At 72.9% G+C, this 24,357-nt stretch carries 20 protein-coding genes; 8 read left to right on the top strand and 12 right to left on the bottom strand.

The features are described from left to right. Window positions 1-254 precede the first annotated feature (254 nt). The 3 genes from ABD369_RS08050 to ABD369_RS08040 are packed head-to-tail and all read right to left on the bottom strand — an operon-like array spanning window position 255 to window position 3,138. Window positions 255-1,433 (bottom strand): serine hydrolase domain-containing protein, encoded by a 1,179-nt coding sequence (locus ABD369_RS08050; RefSeq protein ID WP_344635548.1) that lies wholly within the window; start codon window positions 1,431-1,433, stop codon window positions 255-257. After that, the gene (locus ABD369_RS08045) at window positions 1,430-2,356 is read right to left on the bottom strand and encodes a DUF6895 family protein (protein ID WP_344635547.1); all 927 of its coding nucleotides are present in this window, start codon (window positions 2,354-2,356) and stop codon (window positions 1,430-1,432) included. Before ABD369_RS08045 ends, ABD369_RS08050 begins: the two co-directional genes overlap by 4 nt. After that, the gene (locus ABD369_RS08040) at window positions 2,356-3,138 is read right to left on the bottom strand and encodes a hypothetical protein (RefSeq protein WP_344635546.1); all 783 of its coding nucleotides are present in this window, start codon (window positions 3,136-3,138) and stop codon (window positions 2,356-2,358) included. Before ABD369_RS08040 ends, ABD369_RS08045 begins: the two co-directional genes overlap by 1 nt. A 324-nt stretch (window positions 3,139-3,462) precedes the next feature. Between ABD369_RS08040 and ABD369_RS08035 the strand changes: the two genes are divergently transcribed. Beyond that, window positions 3,463-3,726 carry a dsRBD fold-containing protein gene (locus ABD369_RS08035; RefSeq protein ID WP_344635545.1) on the top strand — a complete coding sequence of 88 codons (264 nt, stop codon included), beginning with the start codon at window positions 3,463-3,465 and terminating at the stop codon, window positions 3,724-3,726. Window positions 3,727-3,773: 47 nt separating this feature from the next. Here ABD369_RS08035 and ABD369_RS08030 read toward each other — a convergent pair whose 3' ends face one another. From ABD369_RS08030 to ABD369_RS08020, 3 genes are read right to left on the bottom strand one after another with little or no spacing between them, the layout of a single operon-like run. Then, window positions 3,774-4,850: a TolB family protein gene (locus ABD369_RS08030; RefSeq protein WP_344635544.1), complete on the bottom strand. Its 1,077-nt coding sequence runs from the start codon at window positions 4,848-4,850 to the stop codon at window positions 3,774-3,776. Further along, on the bottom strand, window positions 4,847-6,133 hold the full coding sequence (locus ABD369_RS08025) for an MFS transporter (protein ID WP_344635543.1): 1,287 nt from the start codon (window positions 6,131-6,133) through the stop codon (window positions 4,847-4,849). Before ABD369_RS08025 ends, ABD369_RS08030 begins: the two co-directional genes overlap by 4 nt. A gap of 3 nt (window positions 6,134-6,136) precedes the next feature. Then, window positions 6,137-7,054 carry a glycosyltransferase gene (locus ABD369_RS08020; RefSeq protein WP_344635542.1) on the bottom strand — a complete coding sequence of 306 codons (918 nt, stop codon included), beginning with the start codon at window positions 7,052-7,054 and terminating at the stop codon, window positions 6,137-6,139. Between the two features lie 359 nt (window positions 7,055-7,413). Between ABD369_RS08020 and ABD369_RS08015 the strand changes: the two genes are divergently transcribed. From ABD369_RS08015 to ABD369_RS07990, 6 genes are all read left to right on the top strand, one after another. Beyond that, entirely contained in the window at window positions 7,414-8,766 is a 1,353-nt protein-coding gene (locus tag ABD369_RS08015) for a sugar transferase (RefSeq protein ID WP_344635541.1), read from the top strand. 64 nt (window positions 8,767-8,830) lie between these two features. Then, the gene (locus tag ABD369_RS08010; RefSeq protein ID WP_344635540.1) at window positions 8,831-10,093 is read left to right on the top strand and encodes a Gfo/Idh/MocA family protein; all 1,263 of its coding nucleotides are present in this window, start codon (window positions 8,831-8,833) and stop codon (window positions 10,091-10,093) included. Then, window positions 10,087-10,779 (top strand): acetyltransferase, encoded by a 693-nt coding sequence (locus ABD369_RS08005; protein ID WP_344635539.1) that lies wholly within the window; start codon window positions 10,087-10,089, stop codon window positions 10,777-10,779. Before ABD369_RS08010 ends, ABD369_RS08005 begins: the two co-directional genes overlap by 7 nt. Window positions 10,780-10,801: 22 nt before the next feature. Beyond that, on the top strand, window positions 10,802-14,269 hold the full coding sequence (locus ABD369_RS08000; protein ID WP_344635538.1) for a DUF4082 domain-containing protein: 3,468 nt from the start codon (window positions 10,802-10,804) through the stop codon (window positions 14,267-14,269). A gap of 92 nt (window positions 14,270-14,361) precedes the next feature. After that, window positions 14,362-15,399, top strand: a complete 1,038-nt coding sequence (locus ABD369_RS07995) for a glycosyltransferase family 2 protein (protein WP_344635717.1) — start codon at window positions 14,362-14,364, stop codon at window positions 15,397-15,399. A 67-nt stretch (window positions 15,400-15,466) separates the two neighbouring features. After that, a complete protein-coding gene (locus ABD369_RS07990; protein WP_344635537.1) occupies window positions 15,467-16,447 on the top strand; it encodes a class I SAM-dependent methyltransferase in 981 nt (326 codons plus the stop codon). Between the two features lie 71 nt (window positions 16,448-16,518). Here ABD369_RS07990 and ABD369_RS07985 read toward each other — a convergent pair whose 3' ends face one another. The 4 genes from ABD369_RS07985 to ABD369_RS07970 are packed head-to-tail and all read right to left on the bottom strand — an operon-like array spanning window position 16,519 to window position 20,837. Continuing rightward, window positions 16,519-17,313 carry a glycosyltransferase family 2 protein gene (locus tag ABD369_RS07985; RefSeq protein WP_344635536.1) on the bottom strand — a complete coding sequence of 265 codons (795 nt, stop codon included), beginning with the start codon at window positions 17,311-17,313 and terminating at the stop codon, window positions 16,519-16,521. Continuing rightward, window positions 17,313-18,779: an oligosaccharide flippase family protein gene (locus tag ABD369_RS07980; RefSeq protein WP_344635535.1), complete on the bottom strand. Its 1,467-nt coding sequence runs from the start codon at window positions 18,777-18,779 to the stop codon at window positions 17,313-17,315. The genes ABD369_RS07985 and ABD369_RS07980 overlap by 1 nt, the downstream gene beginning before the upstream one ends. After that, window positions 18,776-20,140 (bottom strand): O-antigen ligase family protein, encoded by a 1,365-nt coding sequence (locus ABD369_RS07975; protein ID WP_344635534.1) that lies wholly within the window; start codon window positions 20,138-20,140, stop codon window positions 18,776-18,778. The genes ABD369_RS07980 and ABD369_RS07975 overlap by 4 nt, the downstream gene beginning before the upstream one ends. A 7-nt stretch (window positions 20,141-20,147) precedes the next feature. Beyond that, entirely contained in the window at window positions 20,148-20,837 is a 690-nt protein-coding gene (locus ABD369_RS07970) for a YveK family protein (protein WP_344635533.1), read from the bottom strand. A 190-nt stretch (window positions 20,838-21,027) separates the two neighbouring features. Between ABD369_RS07970 and ABD369_RS07965 the strand changes: the two genes are divergently transcribed. Next, on the top strand, window positions 21,028-21,666 hold the full coding sequence (locus ABD369_RS07965) for a hypothetical protein (protein WP_344635532.1): 639 nt from the start codon (window positions 21,028-21,030) through the stop codon (window positions 21,664-21,666). Between the two features lie 57 nt (window positions 21,667-21,723). Here ABD369_RS07965 and ABD369_RS07960 read toward each other — a convergent pair whose 3' ends face one another. Continuing rightward, on the bottom strand, window positions 21,724-22,482 hold the full coding sequence (locus tag ABD369_RS07960; RefSeq protein WP_344635531.1) for a WecB/TagA/CpsF family glycosyltransferase: 759 nt from the start codon (window positions 22,480-22,482) through the stop codon (window positions 21,724-21,726). 3 nt (window positions 22,483-22,485) lie between these two features. Next, on the bottom strand, window positions 22,486-24,318 hold the full coding sequence (locus ABD369_RS07955) for a DUF4082 domain-containing protein (protein WP_344635530.1): 1,833 nt from the start codon (window positions 24,316-24,318) through the stop codon (window positions 22,486-22,488). Window positions 24,319-24,357: the final 39 nt, after the last annotated feature.

Here is a 24,357-nt window from a genome sequence, read left to right as displayed (position 1 = left end):
GCGGGTTCCGGAGGAGGTACGGCCGGGCAGCGCGAGTTGTGGAACCCGGAAGAGTGGGGGAGGCCGTGTCCGGTGGGAGGTGACGACCTGGATCTGTTCCTGCACCGGCTGGGGGGCCCGCGGCCCTGACCGCCGCTGTGGAGGCCCGGACGGACGCACGGGGAGCCGCGCGGACCGGTCTGCGGCCTTGCGGCCGTCCTGTCCGCGCGGCTCCCCGTGCCCCGACGGTCTCCCCGGCCGCCGGGGCGTGGGGCTCAGGCCGCCGGTGGGCGGAGGAGGTCGTGCAGGATCCGGCGGCCCGCACCGACGACCGGGTGGGCACGGGTCGGGGTGGCGTTGGCCAGCACTGCGACGCCCGCCCCGGCGTCCGGGCTGACTGCGAGGTAGCCGGTGAAGCCGCCGGTGGCGCCGGCGTGCGAGAGGACGGTCCGGCCGCGGCGGGTGATCCGGTGGTTCCAGCCGAGGCAGACCGGTCCGGCACCGTCCGGCAGCGAGTGGCGGGGCCGCTGGGTGGCACGCAGTGCCTCGGCCAACGGAGTCTGCCCGGGGTGGAGTTGGGCGCGCAGGAAGGTGAGCAGGTCGGCCCCGCAGGAGTGCAGGGCGCCCGCCGGGGCGAGCGCCTGGAAGTGCCAGTCCGGCACCGTCCGGCCGCGGCGGTGGCCGCTCGCCCGGTTGGCCATGGTGGCGTCGAAGTCGCCGGTACCGGTGCCGGTGAGGCCGAGCGGCCGCAGGACCCGCTCGGCGAGCAGCTCGCCGTACTCGGCCTGGGCGGCCCGGGCGAGCAGCAGGCCCAGCAGCCCCATCCCGAAGGTGGAGTACCGGACGGCGGGCGGTGAGCGGCGGGGCCGCAGCCTGGCGGTGGCACGGTACAACTCAGCCTCCCCGTACCTTGCGTACGGGTCGGAGACGATCCGGGCCGCCGCGCTGCGGTAGAGCCCCCGGGGGAGCCGGGGGAGTCCGGAGGTGTGGGTGGCCAGGTCGAACAGGGTGATCGGCGGCTCGGATCGGCGGCGCGGGGCGGCCCCGACCGGGAGGTAGGTCTCGATCGGGTCGGCCTCGGCGACCTCGCCGCGGGCGACCAGTTCGGCGAACAGCAGGGTCGTGAACGCCTTGGTGAGCGAGCCGACCTGGAAGCGGGTGGCGGGGTCGGGGGTGGTGCTGCCGCCCAGGGTGAGGACGCCCGTGCAGTACACGGCGGCCGCGCCCGGGCGGATCGCCGAGATCACCACTGCCGGGACCAGGGGATCGGCGGTCACCACCGCGGCCTGTGCGGCGAGCAGTTCGCGCAGCTCGCCCTCGGAGGGGTTGCACGCCGGTGCCGGGCGCGGCGGGCCGGGCAGGGCGAACGAGTCGGCAGCGGTGGTGAGTTCGGCGCTTCGGGCCGCCTGACCGGCTGGTGGGAGGGGGTGTGTCCCGGGGCTTCGCTCGCTCAACTAGCCACCCCCGCCGCTCGGGGACTGCCGATCGCCCGGGAGAGCGCCAGGGTTCCGGCGACTGCAGCGGTGATCGTCGGGTGGTGGCTGCGGAAGGCCCGCTCGGGGCCGGAGGGCGGCCGGGTGGCGCCACCCGGCAGCATGCCGTCCGCCTGCTGCGCCTGGGCGAGGGCCGCCCACGCCTCGGCGTGGAACAGCGGCTGCTCCAGGCAGGCGCCGACGGCGAGGAGTTCGCCGAGCAGGTCCCAGCTGCGGGCCTCGGTGAAGGCCTGCAGCCAGGCCGGGAGCCACTGGTGCAGATAGCGCTGGAGGTGTGCGGGCAGGCCGGCCGGGTCGGCGCCCCGGTCGGTGAGGTGGAAGACGGTGCGGGTGACCCCGTGGGCGCCCCGGCCGTCCAGCATCCAGGGCTCGGGGACGCCGCCGAGCCAGGTGCGGCGGGTCAGCTCGGCCAGGTCGTGGTGGCCGGGCAGCCCGATCCGGCGGGCGGCGGCGGCCACGGCGAGTCGGCGGCCCGGTGAGTGCTCCGGCACCTGGGCGGCCCTGGTGGCGGACAGGTGGGCGAGCAGCCGGTCCAGGGCGCGGTGGCGGTAGCCGAGTGCGGCGAGCGGCGAGTAGATCTCCATCGGGTAAGTGGCCGCGGGCGTCTGCCGCTGGAGCTCGTACAGCAGCTCGCCCTCGTGGAACTGTCGCCAGCTGAAGGCCAGCAGCCGGTCGGCGGTCCGGGCGGTCTCCGGGCTGCCCACCGACTCCCGCCGGACCGTCGCGGCGGCCAGCGCCAGTTCGGCCAGCGCCCCGAGGGAGGGCTCGTCGATCTCGTACCAGGGCACGGCCGGGTCCAGCGCGAGGGAGCCGTGGCAGCGGTCCAGCCACTCAAGGGCGCGGGCGCCCACCTGGCGGGGCAGGTGCAGGTCGAGCGGGTCCATCAGCGCGCCCCCATCCAGTACCGGTCGGTGTCGGCGGTCCGGCGGGCCAGGGTGGTCTCCAGCAGCGTCCTGGGCTGGTCGGCGGCGAGCACCTCGATGTGGGCCAGTGCGGTGCTCAGCAGCGGTTCGGGACGGGTGGCGCTGTCCAGGGCGAGCCAGCGGGCCAGCCGGGCGGCGCGCAGCAGGTCGCGGCGGAGCAGCGCGTGGGTGAGGCCCCGGCCGAGGTCCAGCCGGCGGCGCCTGGCCTGGTCACGCTGCGGGCAGTGCAGTCCGGGCAGGGCCAGCGAGGACAGCTGGGCCAGGCCGGCCGTCCAGGTGGGCCACGGCTCGTCGGCGAGCCGGGGCTCGATCCGTTGGACCGGATCGACGGGCGCGGGTGCGGGTGCGGCGAGGCCGTACCGGTGGATGTCGGCGAGCCCGTCCCAGCCGTCCGGGTCGACGCCGAGGGCGGTCAGGGTGCGGCACAGGGCCCAGTCGCGCAGGCCCCAGAGCCGGTCGGTGACGGGGTCGAGCGGCCGTGGGGCGGGGACGGCGCGGACGGCCTCGGTGAGCAGGGCGACGTCGCCGGGGCCCAGGGTGTGCGGGCCGACGACGAAGGGGGCCAGCGCGTCGGCTCCGAGCGCCCGTACGGCACCGAGGTGGGCGGCCTCGGCGCCCTGCGGGTGCTGCTCCAGCCGGAACGCGGCGTCGCCCGCACCCCTCAGGGCGCAGGCGACGTCACTCGCGAGCCTGAGGGTGGCCGTCTCGACCGTCTCGGGCTTCGAAGGGTGTGGGGTGGGCAAGGCCGGGACGCCCTCAGTCGCCGGTGCGGCGGGAGTCGGCGGGCCGGATCCCGGCTGCGCGGTCCTGGACGGTGACAGGCTCATGCGGGGACATGCGGATCACCTCGCGGATAAATAGGGACATAAGGGTCCCAAACATAACCATTCGTTCTCAAGTGGCCGCTCCGGCACACGTGGACTGATCGGGTGGTGGGGCATCCTGACGGTCGGTCAGCGCGCGGCGCCCGGGCGGCGGACGGGGCCCGGGCGGCCGTGCCTTGCAGGCGGCGGGGGCGGGGCGCACGCTTGGGGTAGCGACGGCAGCAGGGGGTTTGGGAGGTCGCCATGCAGAACCAGTGGGATGTGCAGCTGAGCTTCTCCGAGGACGGGGTGCACACCGTCTGCGAGGCGTCCCTGGTCGGACCCCGGGCACCGGGGCTGCGCGGGCACGGCGAGGCGACCCGCAGCGTGGAGGACCGCCCGCTGGCGCGGATCGGGGAGGAACTGGCGGCCTCACGCGCGCTGGAGGACCTGTCGCACCGGCTGAAGGCCCAGGCGAACGGCGAGATCGCCGACGAGGGGCACCGGCCGGGCTACCTGATCTACTGAGCTGCGGCGGCAGCGGCTTCCGGGGGACGGCGGCAGCGGCTACCGGGCTACGGCAGCAGCGCGGGGGAGAAGCCGCCGTGCAGCAGCAGGGCGGGGCTGCCGGTGCCGTCGGCCGGTACGGTCCACAGGTCGGAGCCGGTGCCGCCGGCGGCCGGGAGGGCGTAGGCGAGGGTGGTGTCGTCGAGCCAGGCGGCCTGGTCGTCGACGCTGCGCGTCTCGGCGAGTTCGGTCTCCCTGCCGCTCGCCAGGTCCAGCACGTACAGCCGCCAGGGGCGGACCGGATCGCTGGAGACGCGCTTCTTGAAGCCGATCCTGGTGTTGTCGGGGGAGAGCGAGGGGCACTCGACGTTCTCCCGCAGCACGGTCATCCGGCGTGCCGCCAGGTCTCCCCTGACCAGGTACGTCTTCCCGGTGCTCACCGGGGACATGGTGGCGTAGAAGGTGTTGTCGTCCGAGGTGAAGGTGACGCCCCAGAAGTTGCGGTCCGCCGGCAGGTAGGACTCGCCGTCCTTGCTGACGGAGAAGTCCTCCAGGGTGGCGGTCAGGGCTCCGGTGCGCACGTCCAGGACGGAGGTGCGGGTGGAGAAGGAGTTGGCGGCGTAGGAGTCGCCGGAGGTGAAGACCGTCCAGGAGGCCATCCGGCCGGAGGCGGAGATCCGGGCGCGGTTGGGGGCGCCCGCGCCGAGGTCGATCCGGCGCCGCTCGCGCAGGGCGGCGTCCAGGATCCTGACGTGGTGGCTGGGGATCGCGCCGTACTCGGTGGTGAGGCAGACGACCGTGCCGGCAGCGGAGTAGGCGCGCTCGCAGGCGGTGTGGCCGACGGTGCGCGGGCCGGTGGGGTCGGCGCGGTCGACGGTGGCCAGCAGGCCGAAGCCGGGGCCCGGTTCGGTGTCGCGGAACAGCAGCTCGCCGTGTGCGCCGGTGAGGTCGAGCTCCCCGGCGGCGGGGGCCGTGCCGGACCCCTGGTGCATGCCGCGGTCGGCGCGGTGAGCGGCGTGCAGGCCGTAGCCGATGCCGAGGCCGGCTAGCAGCACCAGGGCCACGGCGAAGACGGCGAGGCGACCCCTGGTGAACAGCGGCCCGTCCTGGTCGGCCTCGGACGGGACTCGGCGGGTCAAGGTCACTTCGCCTCTTTCGCGGTCGGCGCGTTCACGGGGCGGGGCAGGACGGCGCGGACCAGTACGGCCGACGCCACCAGGCAGAGCAGCAGGCCGAGGCCGAAGGCGTACAGGGTCGGATGCGGCCCCAGGTAGCGGTACGCCAGGCCGAACAGCAGCGAGGAGGCGAACATCCCCAGCGCCTGGAGGCTCTGCAGCACTGCGAAGCCCGAGGTGCGGGAGTGCGCGGGCAGCAGGGCGGCGGCATGGGCCATCAGCGGGGCGTCGGTGGCCGCGTAGAAGACGCCGTGCAGCACGAGCACTGCGACCAGCACCACCGGCCCGCCCCGGGAGGAGGCGAGCAGCGCGAGGACGGTGAGGAAGCAGACGTGTCCGGCGAGGAAGAGCCGCCAGGGCCCGAGCCGGTCGGACAGCGAACCGAGCGGCAGCGAGAGCAGCAGGTACGGCGCGGCGGTGCCGAGGGCCAGCAGCGGGAACCAGCGGGCGGCCAGGTCGTCCTGGCGCTGGAGGGACAGGTAGACGAAGGCGTCGCTGATGGTCGCGGTCTCCAGCAGCATCACGCACAGGCAGGTGCGGCCGAAGGCCCCCTCGCGCAGCAGGCCGAAGGCGGCGCCGAGGGTGACCGGCCGGCGTTCGGGGCGGGGGCCGCACCGCTCGCGGACGAAGAGCAGCAGCACCAGGACGCCCACGGCGGCCACGCAGAAGCTCGCCATGAACACCGCGTCGTAGGCGGTGGCCACGGCCGAGAGGACTGCGAAGGCGATCAGCGGACCGCCGAAGGCGCCCGCGGTGTCCAGGGTGCGGTGCACACCGAAGGCCCGGCCCTGTGCCCCGGGGGTGCTGGAGAGCGAGATCAGTGCGTCGCGCGGGGCGGTGCGCAGGCCCTTGCCGCTGCGGTCCACGGCCAGCACGGTGCTGATGCCCGGGAGCGAGGCGCCCGCCGCCGGCAGGCCGAGCTTGCACACGGCGGAGAGCGCGTAACCGGCCACCGCGACCGGCTTGCGGGCGTGGAACCGGTCGGCGAGGTGGGCGCCGGCCAGTCGCAGGAAGACCGATGCCCCGTTGAACAGCCCGTCCAGGAAGCCGGTTTGGAGCATCGTCAGACCGAGCACCGAGGTGTAGTACAGCGGCAGCACCGAGCTGACCATCTCGGAGGAGACGTCGGTGAGGAAGCTGACCACCCCGAGCACCAGCACATTGGCTGCGACCCGGCGCCCGGCGCGGGAGCGGGGAGATCCGGTGCCGGTCCCGGCCGCGGAGTCGGCGGCCCGACTGGAGGAGAGGTACACCGGTCAGACCAGGTTGTCCGCGGTCGGCCGGGTGCGCAGCCTGGCGGGACTGAGCAGGGCCGCGGCGGCCCGCCGGCTGCGCTCCTGGCCGAGCAGTGCCCGGGAGCCCTCGCGCAGCAGCATCGCCGCCCAGAACACGGCGCTGGCCGCGGCGGAGTTGCGGCGGTGGAACAGCCGGACCTTGTTGAGGGTGAGCAGAGTCCACAGCCGGGGCGAGACCTCGGAGTCGCCCTCCAGGTGCACGGCGTGGGCGTCGGGGGCGAGCCGGGTGCGGTGGCCGAGGTCACGGGCGCGCAGCGCGTACTCGGTCTCCTCGGAGTAGAGGAAGAACGATTCGTCCCAGGGGCCGCAGTCCCGCAGACAGTCCCAGGAGATCAGCAGGGCCGCACCGGTGGCCCAGTCGACGGTGGTGGCGGCGCGGTAGGCGGCCCCGGCGGTGATGGTCTCGCCGAGCAGCGACCAGCGCCCGGCCCGGCGGTTGCCCAGCACGGCCTCGCCGATCGCCCGCAGCACGGCGGGTTCGCGGCGCAGCGAGTGGGTGAGGGCGCCGCTCTCGCCGTGCAGCCGGGGCACCACGATGCCGGTGCCGGGGCGGTCGAGGTGCGGCAGCATGGCGGCGACGCAGCCGGGGGAGAGGCGGATGTCCGGGTTGAGCACCAGGACGGCGGTGCGGGGTTCGAGACCGGCGAGTGCGGCGTTGATCGCCGCCGCGTACCCGGCGTTGTAGCCGGTCCGGACGATCCTGGCCCCGGGTATCCGCTCCTGGAGGAGCGTCAGAGTTCCGTCCGCCGAGGCGTTGTCGGCCACCGTCAGCCGCCACTGGACTCCCTGGAGCCCCTGTTCCAGGGAGTCCAGCAGTCCGGGCAGGACCTCGGCACTGTTCCAGGTGACCACGATCACCTCGACCGTCGCAGGCTTCATCATTCCCCTCCAGCTGGCGCGAGCCCAGTATGCGACGGATTGCGGACCTCGGTCAGGGATTCGCCTCAACATCATCTCCACGGTACGGCTACATAGTTGAAGAGATTGTTTGCGGTTTGTCCTCGCGGGAGGTGATCGGGCCGCTACCTTGCTCGGTGGGGATCGCATGGTGCTACGCGAGCGACACGGCCTTCGGTGGGGGATGTCGGTGTCCGGCGCTCGTATTCGCAGTTCGGGGCAACCTTTGTCGGACGCACCAGGGGGGAAGTATGGCCGTCGAGTCGGCCGCACGTTCGGAGAGTATTCGTGATGTCATCACACCCCGGGAGCCGCAACGGCGGTGGGAGTACGACCATCTTGTGAAGCTCGTCGCCCTCGACCTGGGGGCCGCGGCCGCCACCGCCGTGGCCGCCCAGTTCTGCGGTGCGCGGCGGGAGGTCGTCCTGCTGCTGCCGCTGCTGTGGCCGCTCGCGCTGCTGGCCGTCCGTGCCTACGGGCAGCGGCAGTTGACCGGGGGGCTGGAGGAGTACCGCCGAATAACCAGGGCCGCCCTGGTGCTCGGCGCCATCGCCGTCCTGGGCTCCGGACTCGCCCTCGGCCGCGACGAACTGGTCTACGACGCGGTGCTCGCGCTGGCCGGCGCGGCCGCCCTGACCCTGGCGCTGCGCCGGGTCCTGCAGTGGCGGCTGGCGGCCGCCTGGTCGGCCGGACGCAACCTGCGCCGGGTGCTGGTGCTCGGCCACCCCGGCGGGGTGGCCGAGCTGGCCGGGTCTCTGGCGAGGCAGTCGCCGCACGGCCTGCGGCTGGTCGGCGCCTGCCTCACCGCGGCACCCGCGCCGGACCGGCGGCCCGACCCGCAACTGCCCGTACTGGGCGGCCGGGAGAACGTGGTCTCGGTGGTCCGCCGCACCGGCTGCGAGATGGTCATCGTGCTGCCGGACGCGGCCCTGGACCAGATGGCGCTGCGCCGGCTCGGCTGGGACCTGGCCGCTGAGGGCGTCCAGCTGCTGATCAGCCCGCAGTTGGCCGATGTCGCCGCAGCCCGGCTCAGCGTCCGCAGCATCGGCGGCCTGCCGCTGCTGCACCTGCGGGCCCCCGTCGGCTCGGCCCTGGCCCGGCTGCCGAAGGAGATCCTCGACCGGCTGATCGCCGCCGTCGGACTGTTACTGCTCACCCCGCTGCTGCTGGTGGTCGCGGCCGCCGTGCGCAGCACCAGCCCCGGGCCCGCGCTGTTCCAGCAGCGCCGGGCGGGCCTGGGCGGCGAGCAGTTCACCATGCTCAAGTTCCGCACCATGGTGCAGAACGCCGAGGAGCTCAGGGACGAGCTCGCGGAGCTCAACGTCAACAGCGACGGTCCGCTGTTCAAGCTGCCAGGGGACCCGAGGACCACCGGCGTCGGCCGGTTCCTGCGCCGCTACTCGCTGGACGAACTCCCGCAGCTGATCAACGTGTTGGCCGGGCACATGTCCCTGGTCGGGCCCAGGCCCCCACTGCCCGAGGAGACCCTCGACTACGACGAGGTCACCCGCCGCCGGCTGCTGGTCAAGCCGGGACTGACCGGGCTCTGGCAGGTCAGCGGACGTTCCGACCTGCCCTGGAAGGAAGCCGTCCGGCTCGACCTCAGCTACGTCGACAACTGGTCCCACGCGCTGGACGCGCGGATCCTGCTGCGCACCACGGGCGCCGTGGCCCGCGGCAAGGGCGCCTACTGACACACCTGCCGGATGGGCGGGAATGATTGACGACGCGTCAGATCACTTCGAAAGGAACCGTCACGTGACAGCCACTGCGCCGACCGCCCGGACGCAAGCCCCTCCGCTGGGCCTGGCCGTGGTCGGGGCCGGCTACTGGGGCCCGAACCTGGTGCGCAACTTCCAGGCCTCACCGGAGTTCCGGCTGCGCTGGCTCTGCGACCTGGACCTTCTCCGGGCGCGGCGGGTGCTGGGCGAGTACTCGACGGTGGCCGCCACCGACGACTACGCCGAGGTTCTCGCCGACCCCGGGGTGGCGGCCGTCGCCGTCGCCACCCCGGCCGGCACCCACCTGGAGGTGGCGCTGGCCGCGCTGCGCGCGGGCAAGCACGTGCTGGTGGAGAAGCCGCTCGCGGCCACCGGCGAGGAGGGCCGGCTGCTGGTCGCCGAGGCCGAGCGGCGCGGCCTGGTGCTGATGTGCGACCACACCTACTGCTACACACCGGCGGTCGGCCGGATCCGTGAGCTGGTCGGCTCCGGGGAGCTCGGCGACATCCAGTACGTGGACTCGGTCCGGATCAACCTCGGCCTGGTCCAGAAGGACGTGGACGTGCTCTGGGACCTCGCCCCGCACGACCTGTCGATCCTGGACGCGGTACTGCCCGAGGCCGACCGACCGGTCGCGGTGGCCGCGCAGGGCGCCGACCCGCTCGGCGTCGGCCGGGCCTGCGTGGCGTACCTGACGCTGCAGCTGGCCTCCGGGGCGATCGCCCACGTGCACGTCAACTGGCTCTCCCCGACCAAGGTGCGCACCACCATGGTCGGCGGCTCCAAGCGCACCGTGATCTGGGACGACCTCAACCCGCAGCAGCGGATCGCCCTGTTCGACCGGGGCGTCGACCTCGCCACCCCCGAGCAGCTCGGCGACGGGGAGCGCCGGGAGCGGCAGGTCAACTACCGCTCCGGCGACATGGTCGCGCCCGCGCTCGGTGAGAAGGAGGCGCTGCGCGGGGTGGTGGAGGAGTTCGCCGCCGCCATCCGACAGGGTCGCGCCCCGCTCACCGACGGCCGGTCGGGGCTGCGGGTGCTGGAGATCCTGGAGGCGGCCGAGCTGAGCCTGGAGCGCGACGGCGCGCTGGTGCCGCTCGCCTCGGCTGAAGGGCGCGCCGACGCCGAGAGCGACGAACGGCAAGTGAGCGGACCGGGCGTAGGAGCTGGGGGCACCTCCCAGCCGCCAAGGCTGGGGGCGAGCGTCGGCGTCGACCCCGCCGATCAGCGGCTCCGCCGCGGGGAGCGCCCGGAGGCGAGCGGGCGAGTAGCGGCCCGAGCGGGGGAGGCCGCGTGCTGAGGCGGGACCTGGTGATCGTCGGCGCCGGGGGCTTCGGCCGGGAGGCCGCCGAGGCGGCCCGGGCGGCCGGCGACAGCTGGCGGCTGCGCGGCTTCCTGGACGACAACGAGGCACTGCACGGCAGCGAGGTGGACGGTGTCCCGGTGCTCGGCCCGGCCGAGGCGGTGCACGACCTGCCCGACGCGCAGGTGGTGCTGTGCACGGTCAACCCCCGGGTGTACAACAGCCGTTCGGATCTGCTGGAGCGGCTGAAGCTGCCCGAGGACCGGTACGCCACCCTGGTGCACCCGAGCGCACAGATCGCCCACGCCGCCGAACTCGGGCCGGGCAGCGTGCTGCTGGCGAACGTGGTGATCACCGCCCGGGCGACGGTGGGCGCGCACGTCGCCGTGATGCCGCAGACGGTACTCACCCATGACACCGAGGTCGCCGACCTGGTCACGCTGGCCACCGGGGTCCGCCTCGGCGGCGGGGTGCGGCTGGAGCGCGGCTGCTACCTCGGCGCGGGCGCGATGGTCCGCGAGTACACCACGGTCGGCCGGTGGTCACTGGTCGGCATGGGGTCGGTGGTACTGCACGACGTGCCTCCGCACCAGGTCTGGGCCGGCAGTCCGGCCCGGTTCCTGCGCGCGGCGGCTGGGGCACCCGAAGGGGCGAATCCCCCGCCGGTGCCCGGGAGTTCATAGGCACATCAGGGGAGCAACGGCAATGAAGAACGGCAGCACGATGAACATATCCCCACCCCGTCCGGCCATCCGGCGCGGCGGACACGGCACGGCGGGGTTCCTGCGAGCCCTGCTGGCCGCCGTGCTGCTGCTCGCGGCCACCGGCCTCGCGGCGGCGCCGGCGGCGCACGCGGCGGGCGACCCGTGTGCCCCGCCCGTCACCAACAAGGTCGCCTGCGAGAACACCAAGCCCGGTGACCCGATGTCGGACTGGTACTCCCCGAACGCCTGGGGCGCCATCCAGGGCTTCACCACCCACGAGAGCGTCAAGGCCGGCGACACCCTCCAGTTCAAGGTGAACTCGCCCACCCCGTACACCATCGACATCTACCGGCTGGGCTGGTACCAGGGCAACCGGGCCCGGCGGATGCCGACCTCGCCCACCGCGACCTTCCCGGCCAAGAGCCAGCCCAACTGCCTCTCCGACAGCTCCACCGGGCTGGTCGACTGCGGCAACTGGAGCGTCACCGCCAGCTGGACGGTCCCCGGCGACGCGGTCTCCGGCCTGTACATCGCCAACATCTCGCAGGCGGACGGCACCGGGCTGATGCCCTACCCGTTCGTGGTCCGGGACGAGGGGAGCCACAGCGACCTCGTGGTGCAGACCAGCGACGAGACCTGGCAGGCGTACAACACCTGGGGCGGTCAGAACCTCTACCTCGGCTCCGGCCCGGCGCCCGACGGCCGCGCCTACAAGGTGAGTTACAACCGCCCCCTGGACATCGGCGCCGACAACGGCGTCTACGGCTCCGAGTACGCGATGATCGGCTGGCTGGAGCGCAACGGGTACGACGTCAGCTACCTCTCCGGCATCGACGTCACCACCAAGGGGCTGCTGCTGCAGAACCACAAGGTCTTCATGTCCAACGGCCATGACGAGTACTGGAACCAGGCCCAGCGCGACAACGTGACCGCCGCCCGGGCCGCCGGCGTCAACCTGGCCTTCTTCTCCGCCAACGAGATGTTCTGGCGCACCCGGTTCGAGAACTCCATCGACGGCACGGCCACCCCGTACCGGACCATGGTCAGCTACAAGGAGACCAAGCTCCAGATCCCCGGAGTGGACGGCGTGCCCGACCCCAGCGGCCAGTGGACCGGCACCTGGATGGACCCGGTCGGCGCCGGACGCGGCGGCGGCAAACCGCAGAACGCGGTGACCGGCCAGCTGTTCCGGGTCAACGGCTACCGCAACGACGCGATGACCGTCCCCGCCGCCTACGGCAAGCTGCGGATCTGGCGCAACACCTCGATCGCCGACCTGCAGCCCGGACAGGTCGCCACCTTCCCGACCGGCACCCTCGGCTACGAGTGGGACGTGGACGAGGACAACGGCTTCCGGCCGCCGGGCGCCGTCGACCTCTCCTCCACCACCGTCAGCATCACCGACGGCACCTACCTGCTGGACAACGGCAACACCTACGGCAACGGCGTCGCCACCCACAGCCCGACCATCTACCGCGACCCGGTCTCCAAGGCACTGGTCTTCGGGTCCGGCACGGTCCAGTGGTCCTGGGGCCTGGACACCCTGCACGTGGGCAACGCCACCAACGAGGATCCCAGGATGCAGCAGGCGACCGTCAACCTGCTGGCCGACATGGGCGTCCAGCCGACCACCCTGCAGTCCGGCCTGGTCAGGGCCAGTGCCTCCACCGAACTCACCGGCCCCACCGTCACGGTGAACACCCCGGCCGCCGGCGTCACCGTCCCCGTGCTCAAGCCCGTCACCGTCAGCGGCACCGCCGCCGACCTCGGCGGAGGCCAGGTCGCCCGGGTCGAGGTCTCGGTCGACGGCGGCACCACCTGGAAGGGTGCCACCGGCCTGGCCAACTGGAGCTACACCTGGACCCCGCTCACCCAGGGCGCGGCCTCGATCCAAGTCCGCGGCGTCAACGACTCCGTCAACACCGGGCCGGTCGCAACCGTCAACCTGACCGTCGGCCCGCAGCAGTGCCCCTGCACCATCTGGCCCAGTTCCGCCGTGCCGGCCCACACCGACTCCGGTGACGCCGGGGCGATCGAGCTCGGTACCAAGTTCCGCACCACCGTCAACGGCGCCGTCACCGGCATCCGCTTCTACAAGTCCGCGCTGAACACCGGCACCCACACCGGCAGCCTGTGGAGCACCGACGGCACCCGCCTGGCGACCGGCACCTTCACCGGCGAGAGCGCCAGCGGCTGGCAGCAGCTGACCTTCGCCACGCCCGTCCCGGTCAAGGCCAACACCACCTACATCGCCTCCTACTACGCCCCCAACGGCCACTACTCCTACGACGACGGCTACTTCACCAGCCAGGGCGCCGGAATCGACCCGATCAAGGCCCTGATGGCCGGAGCCGACGGAGACAACGCCCTCTACCGCTACAACACCGGCGGCGGGTTCCCGAACTCCAGCTACCACAGCTCCAACTACTGGGTGGACGCCGTCCTCGACACCTCGGTGGACACCATCACCCCGCCCGCCGTCACCGGGACCACACCCGCCACCGGCAGCACAGGCGTCGCCATCACCGCGACCCCGACCGCCACCTTCAACCACACCATCGACACCGGCACCCTCAAGTTCACCCTGACCGGCCCCGGCGGCACCCCGGTCACCGCGAGCACGAGCTACGACTCGGCGACCGCCACCGCCACGCTGCGCCCCAACGGGCAGCTGGCGCTGAACACCGCCTACACCGCCACCGTCCAGGCCGCCGACCCGTGGGGCAACCCGATGGGCGGCTCCAGGAGCTGGACCTTCACCACCAGCGCCACCCCGCCCGCGGTCAACTGCCCCTGCTCGCTGTGGGACTCCACCGCCGCACCGGCCAGCATCGACTCGGGCGACGCCGGCGCGGTCGAGCTGGGCACCCGGTTCACCTCCACCCTGGACGGCTGGATCACCGGCGTGCGGTTCTACAAGTCGGTCGCCAACACCGGCACCCACACCGCCACGCTGTGGAGCAACACCGGCACCCAGCTGGCGAGTGGCACCTTCACGGGCGAGAGCGCCAGCGGCTGGCAGCAGCTCAACTTCACCACCCCGGTGGCGATCACCGCGGGCACCAGCTACGTCGTCTCCTACCACGCGCCGAACGGGCACTACTCCGCCAGCAACGGCTACCTCGCCGCGGGCTACTCGGCGTACCCGCTGCGGGCCGTCGCCGACGGCGCGGGCAGCGCCAACGGCGTCTACAAGTACGGCGCCGGCGGCTTCCCGACCAGCACCTTCAACTCCACCAACTACTGGGTCGACCCGGTCTTCACCAACGTCCGGCCGGCCGCCGCGGCACAGCCCGCCGTGCTGAACCTCGCCGCTCCGCTGAAGCCGCTGACGGACGTCCTCGGCGGAGTGCTGAACGGCCTGCTGGGCAAGGCCAAGGGGCCGCAGACGGCCGTCCCGGGCCGGGAACCGGCGCCGCTCGCCCCACCGAGTGGGTCGGCCACCCCGGCGGCCCGCCGCACGGGGTGACACCTCCCCTGCTCCGGCCCGGTCCCGCCGCGCGGCGGGACCGGACCTCTTTCCCCACCCGATCCGAGAGGACGAGAGCCAAGTTGAGCACCGTGAGCGTGGTCATCCCGTGCTACAGGTACGGGCACTATCTCGCCGACTGCGTGAGCAGCGTGCTGGACGAACAACCCGGCGTGGACGTCCGGGTACTGATCATCGACGACGCCTCGCCGGACGACTCCGCCGAGGTCGCCCGGAAGCTGGCCGCCACCGACTCCCGGATCGAGGTCCGGGTGCACGAGACCAACAAGGGCCACATCGCCACCTACAACGAGGGCCTGTTGGAGTGGGCCGACGGCGACTACACCGTGCTGCTCTCCGCCGACGACCGGCTCACCCCCGGCGCACTCACCCGCGCCGCCGCCCTGCTGGACGCCAGTCCCCGCGTCGGCTTCGTCTACGGCCACCCCATCCACTTCCAGCACGGCAAGCCGCTGCCGCCCGCCCGAACCCGGCTGCGCGGCACCACCGTCTACCCGGGCGGGTGGTGGCTGGAGCGCCGCTTCAAGGAGGCGCACGGCTGCATCACCTCGCCCGAGGTGGTGGTCCGCACCTCGCTGCAGCGGGAAGTCGGCGGCTACGACCCCGAGTTGCCGCATGCCGGGGACGTGGAGATGTGGATGCGGCTCGCCGCGCGCGCCGACGTCGGCTACCTCAGGGGCGTCGACCAGGCGTACTACCGGCGGCACGGCGAGAACATGTCCGCCACCGAGTTCGGCGGGCAGATGGACGACCTGCGGCAGAACAAGACCGCCTACGACTCGGTGATCGCCAAGTGCGGCGACCGGATCCCCCGGGCGTGCCCTCTCGCCGACACCGTCAACCGGAAGCTCGCCCGGCTCGCGCTGCGGCGGGCCGTCCGCGCCTACGACCGGGGCCGCACGGACGTCGTCCCCGAGGCCGAACTCGTGGCCTTCGCCGCCGAGTGCTGGCCGGCCTACCGCACGCTGCCCGAGTACCGGGGCCTGCGGCTGCGGCGGCGGATCGGGGCGCGGGCGATGCCGTACCTGCAGCCGCTGGTGCTCACGGCCGTGGTGGCCAAGGGGCGGGAGTGGCTGTGGTGGAAGTCCTGGCGGTTGCGGGGGATCTAGCAGGACCGCCAAGCGATGCTCGGCACGCCTGGGAACGGTGAAACTTCTGCGAGGGGAAAGGGAGTCCGTGTTCAACAACCTGGTGAACCGCCATGACGTCTACCGTGTCGGGCGGAAGCTGCGGCGGGGGCAGCTCGACCGACTGGTGTCCAAGGTGCGGATCCGTGGTACGGAGCGGGTGGTCGCCCACTGGTCCGCCGTGGATCCGTCGCTGCAGGAGTGGTGGGCGATACCGGCCGTGGTCCGGCGGTGGAACACCTTCGCCAGCGGCGATCCCGAGATCGGGTTCCCCGAGTACGTCGCCGACCGGTGGCTGGCCGGCCGCAGCGGCCTGCGCGCCCTGTCGCTGGGCTGCGGCACCGGCGGCAACGAGGTGATCTGGGCCCGCCTCGGCGCCTTCGAGCACATCACCGGCATCGACATCTCCCCGGACCGGATCGCCTACGCCACCGGCCGGGCCAAGGAGCTCGGCCTGGACGACGTACTGGGCTTCCGGACCGCCGACGTCCGCGAACTGCTGCAGGCGGGCGAGAAGTACGACATCGTGCTCGGTCTGCAGTCGCTGCACCACTTCGACCGGCTGGACCGGACCATGGACCGGATCGCCGGGTTGCTGAACCCCGGCGGACTCCTGATCGTGGACGAGTTCGTCGGGCCGACCAAGTTCCAGTGGACCAGTGGCCAGCTGCGCGCGGTCGACCGGTTGCTGGCGGGGCTCCCGCCCGAGCGGCGCAGACTGGCGGACGGGAGGATCAAGCGCCGTGCGGTGCGGCCGAGTCTGCTGTCGATGCGGCTGGACGATCCCTCGGAGGCCGTGGACGCGGCCCGGCTGCTGCCCGCGATCCGCAACCGCTACCGGGTGCTGGAGGAACGCCCTTACGGCGGAACGGTGTTGCATGTCGCCTTCTCCGGTATCGCGCAGAACTTCCGCGACGGCGGCGAGGAGGAGGCGAGGCTGATCGAGCGCTGCTTCGCCGCCGAGGACGCCGTACTGCCCTCGCTCGGGCACGACTTCGTCTTCATGGTGTGCGAGCCGAAGCCGGCCTGAACGCGGAGGTCGCCGGCCGCGTGAGGGCGGCCGGCGACGGGCGGGCGGGAGCGTCAGTTCGCCGGTCGAACTCAGCGCTCGGACCAGCTGGACCAGTAGCTGTCCGGGTTGACCAGATAGCGCACGGTTGGTACGGGCAGGTGTTCGACCCGGTGGGTCCGGCTGTAGCGGAACACCAACTCCCAGTCCTCGCGCGGGATCACCTCCGGCGGCCGCCGCAGCCGACTGAACCGCAGCGCGCGGGTACGCCGGGCCACCACCGCGTTGGTGTCCAGGAAGCCCTCCTCGGCCGCGTGCCGCCGGTCGAAGGGAACGGACAGGACGTCCATCTCGCTGCCGTCCGGGTGCAGCCGCCGCAGCGCCGTGTAGACGGCGTCCGGACCACCGGGAGCGCTGAGCGCCTGGACGGCGCGCTCCAGATGGTCGGGCTCCCACTCGTTGTCGTCGTCCAGGAAGGCGACGTACCGGGACGAGGTGAGCCGGATCCCGACATTGCGCACCACGCCGGCCACCGCCGTGTTCCGGGCCAGGCTGACCGCGAACAGCCGTGGATCATCCGGGAGTTCGGGAAGCCCGGCGCCGTCGTCCACCACGATCACCACCTGCTCCCGCAGGGTCTGCGCCAGCGCGCTGGCCACCGCGCGCCGCAGCCCCTCGGGGCGCCGGTAGGTCGGGATCACCGTCGCCACCAGCGCCGACGGGCGCCGGCCGAGCTCGGCCGCGAGCCGGCGGACCTCGGCGTCCTCCTGTCGGCGCAGCCCGACGGCCGTCCAGGCCAGCACTGCCTTGTTCCGGGTCTCCATCAGGCGCAGAAAGCCGAAGGTGCCGCGCAGCACCTGCTTCGCCTGCCGTACGAGCACTGCCACTACCGTTCACCCTCCGCCGCCAGAACCCGTTCCTCGTGCGGCACCGGAGCCTTCGACCCGCCGCCGCGCAGCTGCCGGCGCATCGGCAGCACCACCGGTACGTACGCCGCCAGCGCCGCCGTGCCCGCCGCGAACATCCCCCAACGGGTCTCGCCGCACCAGTGGTAGACGGGAAGCGAGACGGCCGCCATAAGCAGTCCGCCGCCGAACGGCCGGGCACAGGCCCGCAGCACCACCGCGCCACCCACCCCGGCCCGGCGCATCGCCCACCAGAAGGCCGGGGCCACCAGCAGTGCCGCCACCACCAGATGGCCGGCGCCGACGCCGCCGATGCCCCAGCGGTGGGCGCCGAGCAGCAGCGCCGGGACCAGCGCCGCCAGCCACCAGCCCTGGACCGCGATCAGCGAGCTGCGCCGGCCGGCCGCGGCCAGGCAGTCGTACGCCAACTCGTAGGCGATCCGCAGCAGTCCGAGCAGCGCCAGCCACCGCAGCGCACCGGCGGCGGGGGCCCAGCGTTCGCCGTAGATGGTTGCCACGACCGGTTCGGCGAGGACCGCGAGCAGGACGCACGGCGGTACGGCGGCCACCATCAGGACGGCGAGCCCGCGGCCGAAGGCGTCCGCCAGAGCCTCCCGGGAGTCGGCGACCCGGGAGAAGCCTGCGAAGGAGATCCGGCGGGCAGCCTCGGAGATGCTGCGGACCGGCCAGCTGGAGACGTTGAAGGCCAGTTGGTAGAAGCCCAGGGCGACCGGGCCGAGCAGGGCGCCGGTCACCACCGAGTCCACGTTGAGCATGGCGAGCACCAGCAGGCTGGCCCCGGCCAGCGGCAGACCGAAGGAGATCAGCGCGCGGGCCTCGGCGGCCTTCCAGCCCGGGCGCAGCACCCCGGGCACCACGACGGCGCAGCCGGCCAGGGCGCACAGATTGCCGGCGAGCGCACCCCAGGCGAAGCTCAGCGCACCGGTGCCGGAGTAGGCCAGGGCGAGCGTGGTGCCGGTGGTGACCAGGAAGTTGAGCAGGTCGAGGACCATCCGGGCGCCCTGCCGGAACTCACGGGCGATCACCTGGTTGGGCACGCAGGCGAGGCCGTCGATCACCACGGAGAAGCAGAGCACCCGCAGCATGGTTGTCGCGTCCGGTGAGCCGAGCGCCCGCGCGGTGGCCGGGGCCGCGACGAACAGCATCCCGTACAGCACGGTACTGGAGAGCACCGAGAGGGTGAGGACGGTCGGGGCGAACTCACCCATGTCCCGGTCCCAGCGGACGATCGCCAGACTGACGCCCATCTCGTTGGCCGAGAGCAGCACCCCGAGCGCGACCATGCCGGTGGCGTACAGACCCCACTCGCGCGGACCGAGCAGGGTGCGGGCCAGCACCACACCGGCCGCGAAGTTGCCGATCCGGATGACCACCGTGTTCAGCAGACTGATCCGGGCACCGGCCCGGACCTTGGCGCCGAGGCTCACCTGGCCGCTCCGGCCGCCGAGCGGAGGCTGCCGAGCAGGCTGCCGCCCATGCCCAGCAGCAGGAAGAACATGCCCGCGAACATGGGGAACCCCAGCGAGTCGAAGGTGGCGCTGATGACCAGCGCCACGGCGGAGGCCGCGACGAAGCACTGGGCGAGCTCGCGGGTGGCGTCGTCCTCGGCCAGGCGCCGGGCGGCGCCGCCGCAGTGCAGTCCGGTGAGGAAGAGCAGCAGGAGGGCGAGGAGGCCGAAGACGCCCATCTCGGCGGCGGTCAGCAGGTACATGTTGTCGGTGAAGAAGTACAGCTCCGGGATGAAGGTGCCCATGCCGTGGCCGATCCACGGCGAGGTCTGCATGTAGTCCCAGATCTTGGCGTAGTCGCCGGTGCGGGCCTGGGTGCTGTCGTCGGTGTTGCTGAAGAAGGAGCTGAACAGGCCGGTCAGGGTGGACAGCAGGCCGGGTATCGCCACCCCGAGACCGAGCACGCCCACACCGAGCGTGCCCAGGACGGCCGTGCGCCGCCGCGGCCGCCAGGCCGGGAGCATGGCCAGCAGGGCGACGCCGACGCCGATGATGCCGGTACGGGAGACCGACAGCGGCAGCGCGCCGGCGATCAGGAACACCGGCAGCCAGCGGCGCAGCACCCCGCGGTGGTGGCGGGCCGGATCGAAGGCCTGCTGCACGGCGAACGGCAGCATGATCGAAAGCATTCCGCTGAACTCCAGCGGCTGGGCGGTCGTCCCGCGCGGCCGGGTGAAGCCGCCCCGGCTCATCGTCTCCAGCCCGGGGGCGCTCGACTGCAGGCCGGGGATGTGCAGCGAGGCGGCGATGTTGGTGTCGGTGAGGAAGTCGTACCAGCCGAGCAGCGCCACGATGCTCGCGCACACCACCATCCGCCGCAGCAGTACCTCCAGCCTGGCCCGGTCGGTGATCCCGGCGGAGGACACCACCACCAGGCCCGTCCAGGCCAGTACGGCGATCAGCCCCCGGTCGGCGCCCTGCAGCTCCTTGGTCACGGCGGGCCGGCCGGCACAGGCGATGTACGCCAGCAGCACCGCCGCGCCGAACACCACCAAGGCTATACGCGGGGCGTGGGTGCCCCTGGCCGGGACGATCCGGTCGGTCAGCCAGGCGGCGAGGTACCAGAGCAGCGCGAGCAGGGCGACGACGTTCGCCGGGGTGCCGACCCCACCCATGCCCGGCAGCACCAGGTTGGACGGGATGAACATCGCCAGCAGGACGTAGCCGGTGAGCACCGCCACCGCGTCCATCCCGTAGGCGCCCCCGGCCGCCGGGTCGGCCGCGCCCGCGGACGGGACCGGGCGCGACGGGACCTCGACCGTGGCCTGACGATCCGCCATCCGGGCGCTACCTCCCTGCGGCCAGCGACGGCTCGGCCGCCTGGTCCGCCGCCGTGGCACCGGCGGCAGCCGCACCGGAGCCCGCCCGGCGCCGCTGCAGCACGCCCGCCAGGTTCTCGGCGACGAACGCGGACAGGAAGGCGACCGCCAGGCCGGCCAGCCCGATCAGCGCGACGGACTGCAGCTTCTGCTTCAGCTGCGCCTGCGGCTCCTGCGGGGGGATGATCACCGTCGAGGTGATCTGCGCACCGGCCGGCGCCTTCTGCTCGGTCTGGATCGCCTTCAACTGGTCGGCGGCATAGGTGTTGAGCACCACGGTCGACTTCTTCACCTGCGCCGGGTCCGAGCCGGTCACCGTCAGGGTGAGGAAGGGCCCCATCGCGTTGTCCGCCAGCTTCACCCCGTACTCGCCGGTGAGTCCACGGGCCTTGAGATCCTTGGCGGACTCGTCCGAGCTGAGCCTGCGCCCGAGGAAGTCGGCGGTCACGGTGAGCGCCTGGCTGAAGCTCAGGAACGGATTGCCGTTGTTCGGCGCCTCGGCGGCGACATCCGGAGAGTTCAACAGCGAGATGGAGCACTGCGACTGATAGGTCGTCGGAAGCACCGAGTTGGCCACCGCGGACAGCGCGACCGTGATCAGCACGATCGGCAGCGTGACGTACCAGCGTTTGCGGATCACTCGAAGGACCTCGCGCATGTCCAACACATTCTCCCCCTGGGGCCGTAGCTGACCCCAGTGTCGCAGTCGCCCCGGCCGATGCCGAGCTGGCTGTCAAGACACCCCCGTACGAGCCTAGTTGGAACGGGCATGCGGGCGGAGAACAATCCGCGAACTGCCGCAACCGCGCTCCGGGAGGTGGCAGGATGGCCGACGGGGTGGGGTGACGATGTCCTTTCGCGGAGTGGTGCGCGCGCTGCTGCGGCGCTGGTACGTGCTTGCCCTGGCGGCGGTGCTGACACTGGCCGGTGCGGTGGTGGTGGCGAAGCCACCGGTGGTGTACCGGTCCGCCGCCGTGGTGCGGATCAAACCGCCCGAGACACCGCAGGACCCGAGCGGGATGACGGACTTCCGGCCGTCGTTGGCGATCATCGGGGCGGCGGTGGTCACCGTCCTGAAGAGCCCGTCGGGGACGGGCGAGCTCCGGCAGGCCGGGGTGAGCGGCGACTTCGACCTGGCGCCGCGGAACACCGGCACCACCAAGACCGAGGCGTACGTCGTCCCCACCGTGGAGATCAGCGTCAAGGGCGCCGACCCGAAGCGGGCCGACCTCGAAGTCGACGTGATCGTCCAGTACTTCGGCACCGAGCTGCGCAGGCTGCAGGACGGCAAGAACATCCCCGAGCAGCGGTACATCACCAGTGACCAACTGGTTCCGGCGACCGCGCTGCCGGTGCTCGGAGTCAAGAGCCGGGGGCTGGTGGGGGTGGCCGCGCTCGGGATGCTGGGCGGGGTGGCGTGCACCCTCTGGACGGACGAGTACCTGCGCTCCCGCGCCAGGCGCCGAACGGTGTTGCGGGCAGCGTGAGGCACCAACGGCGGTGCGGGGCGTCAACGGCGGTGCGGCCGGCGGCGAGGTGGCGCCTCAGCGGGAGGGACGGAGCCGGAGGGCGGCCATCCGGGAACAGAAGACGGGTATGCCGATCACATAGCGGCCGAACAGCCGGCGGGGTTCGACGGCCAGGCGGAACAGCCACTCCAGGCCGGCCCTGCGCATGGCGAGCGGGGCCCGCGGCACCTTCCCGCCGAGGTGGTCCAGCACGGCACCCCCGTTCACGATCAGGACGGGGTGCGAGAGGGCCGCGCGCAGCTCCATGCTGACCGCCTCCTGCTTCGGCATGCCCATCGCCAGCAGCACGAGGTCGGGCTCGGCCGCGAGGGCCTGCCCGACGTACTCCTCCGGCGGGTCGAAGCCCTCCCGGGTCGCGACCACGGTCAGTCCCCAAGACTCCAGCGTGCGGCGGGCGTTGTCCAGCCACGGCGAGCGGGTGCCGAACAGCGCCACCCGCCTGCCCCGGTAGGCGCGGCAGACGGCGGGGATGAAGTCCGTACCGTTCATGTTCCGCCCGTACGGCCGTCCGAAGACCCGCATGCCCAGCTTCATCCCGATGCCGTCGCGCAGCAGCAGGTCCGAGCGGAACAGCCCGTCCAGCATCTCGGGTCGGCGCCACCCCAGGTTCACCGCATGGGCGTTGACGAAGGAGAGGACGAACGGGCGCTTGAGCAGGGTGAGTTCGTCGAGCAGTGCCTGCTCGGCAGGCTCGTCTCCGACGATGCGGATCCGGTCCATCAGGGTCTTGAAGTCGCGGGCCTGAACGGTCTTCGCGGCCTGTCGGTGCTCCATGCTTCAACTCCCGTCGAGGGTGTAGGCGTGCGGCTGGTAGGCGTCGAAGCGGTCGGTGAAGGTGCCGTCGGTGGCGGTGAGGGTGCGGCCGTCGTCCGTGCGGATCTTCCCGCTCCAGCGGTCGGGCAGGGTGAAGGTGGCCGTTGCCGGGCCGCCCCGGGGCAGTTCGGGCGAGTCGGTGGCGACCGCGAGGACGGCGGTGCGGCCGCCGGCCTTCCGGAGGGTGGCCGTCACGGGCGCACCCTGGGTTGCGACGCCGACCAGGAGCGGCGGTGCGTTCCAGTACCCGGCGTACGCCTGCGCGTCCGCGTTCACCTTCCTGATGGTGGCCGCCGAGCCGGCGTCCCGCAGGCAGGCGTCCACCTGCTGGGACTGGGCGGCGAAGGAGTGGCAGAACCAGCTCAGCCCGGTCGCGCCGTTGACCAGCGCCGCCCAGGCGGCCGCCCGGACCTGGGCGGGCGAGGCGGCCTTCGCACCCGACGGGGTGGCGGAGCCGCCCAGCATCTGCACCGGTGTCTCCAGGAAGACCCACACCGGTTTGCCGGGTGCCAGCGCCCGGGCACGGGCCGCCGTGGCCGCGTACGTGTGGACGCCCTTGGTGCGGGCGGGGGAGGACGGGTCGGTGATGCCGTAGAAGTCGACCGAGACGATGTCCGCGGCGGCGGTGTAGCCGCTGAAGTCGGTCGGGCAGCCGGGACTGCGGGCACCGCCCGCGACCCCGCTGCCGAAGTTGACCAGCACCGGCCGGGTCCGGTCCTGCTGCCGCAGGCTCCTGGCGAAGCCGGCCAGCTTCTCCGGCGGCATGCAGCCGGCCCCCGTCGGGGTGCCGTTGGGGACGTTCATGTCGGGCTCGTCCGCGAGCTGGTACCCGGCCAGGGCGGCCCCGCCGAGTTTCGCCGCCTGCGCGGCCAGCGGCAGGTCCGCGGTGTCGCAGGCCCATGCGGCGGCCCCGGTGGCGCCCGGCGCCGGGGCGCAGGCCCCGCCCCCGGCGATCACGGCCAGCCCGGCGGCGGTCGCGGCCCGGATCTGGCCGTGCTCCTCCTCGGGCCAGTCCCACAGCCCCACCAGGGTGTTGACCCCGAGCGCGGCGAAGGCGTGGGCCTCGTCAAAGCCGTCGAAGGGCGTCGTCGGATCCTGCATCCAGACGCCGATCGGGAGCTTCGAAGAGTCCTTCCAGCGCTCGGTCGCGGGCCACTTGGACCAGTACGCGGTGGTGAAGGCGTCCGGGACGTGCGAGGCGGACTCGGTCGGGGCGAAGGCCACGTCGACGTAGTAGTCGGTGTTCTCGTGCGACTGGGCGGGGAAGGCCAGCGTGCCGCCCTGGGCGAAGCCGCCGCCGACCGCCGTCAGCGGGCCGGAGCCGAGGGTGACGGGGCCGCCGTCGAAGGCGTTCGGTGCGGCTGCGTAGTGCCCGGACGGCGCCAGGTACCCGGCGGTGTACGTGGCACCCGGCGCGATCCGCACCGGCTCGGCGAACTTCGCCTGCTGCCAGCCGGTCTGGGACTCGTCGGCGAAGGCGGCCAGGGCCAGCTGCCTGCCGTGGGCGTCCCAGAGCGCTCCCAGATGGCTGCCGGTGTTACCGGGACCCTTGTAGAAGCGGACGCCGGTCACCAGACCGGGCAGCGTCGAGGTGAAGCGGACGCCCAGTGTGGTGGCGGCGGGATCGGCGAACGCCGGGGTGGCGGGCTCGGCGGAGCCGAACATCGTGGTGGTCGGCCCGACCGCGCCGCCGGGCGACGGCGGAGCCGGTCTGGGGCTGCTTCCGGTGCAGGCGGGGAGCGTCGCCAGGGTCAGGCCCAGCAGCGCGGCGAGCGCGGAACGAGAGCGGCTGTGCACGCTGGTCTCCTTGTTGCGTGTCCGGTTCGCGCGGTGCCC

The sequence above is a fragment of the Kitasatospora cystarginea genome (assembly GCF_039533515.1).
In the GTDB taxonomy this organism is placed as follows: Bacteria; Actinomycetota; Actinomycetes; order Streptomycetales; family Streptomycetaceae; genus Kitasatospora; species Kitasatospora cystarginea.
The sequence above is the reverse complement of the archived record's forward strand: the minus strand, read 5'-3'. Positions and strand labels throughout refer to the sequence as shown.

Bases quoted from the DNA above. Each gene is read 5' to 3' on its own strand.
- ABD369_RS08045 (WP_344635547.1), bottom strand. From the start codon at position 2,356: ATGGACCCGCTCGACCTGCACCTGCCCCGCCAGGTGGGCGCCCGCGCC.
- ABD369_RS08035 (WP_344635545.1), top strand. From the start codon at position 3,463: ATGCAGAACCAGTGGGATGTGCAGCTGAGCTTCTCCGAGGACGGGGTG.
- ABD369_RS08020 (WP_344635542.1), bottom strand. From the start codon at position 7,054: ATGAAGCCTGCGACGGTCGAGGTGATCGTGGTCACCTGGAACAGTGCC.
- ABD369_RS08000 (WP_344635538.1), top strand. From the start codon at position 10,802: ATGAAGAACGGCAGCACGATGAACATATCCCCACCCCGTCCGGCCATC.
- ABD369_RS07975 (WP_344635534.1), bottom strand. From the start codon at position 20,140: ATGGCGGATCGTCAGGCCACGGTCGAGGTCCCGTCGCGCCCGGTCCCG.
- ABD369_RS07970 (WP_344635533.1), bottom strand. From the start codon at position 20,837: ATGCGCGAGGTCCTTCGAGTGATCCGCAAACGCTGGTACGTCACGCTG.
- ABD369_RS07965 (WP_344635532.1), top strand. From the start codon at position 21,028: ATGTCCTTTCGCGGAGTGGTGCGCGCGCTGCTGCGGCGCTGGTACGTG.
- ABD369_RS07960 (WP_344635531.1), bottom strand. From the start codon at position 22,482: ATGGAGCACCGACAGGCCGCGAAGACCGTTCAGGCCCGCGACTTCAAG.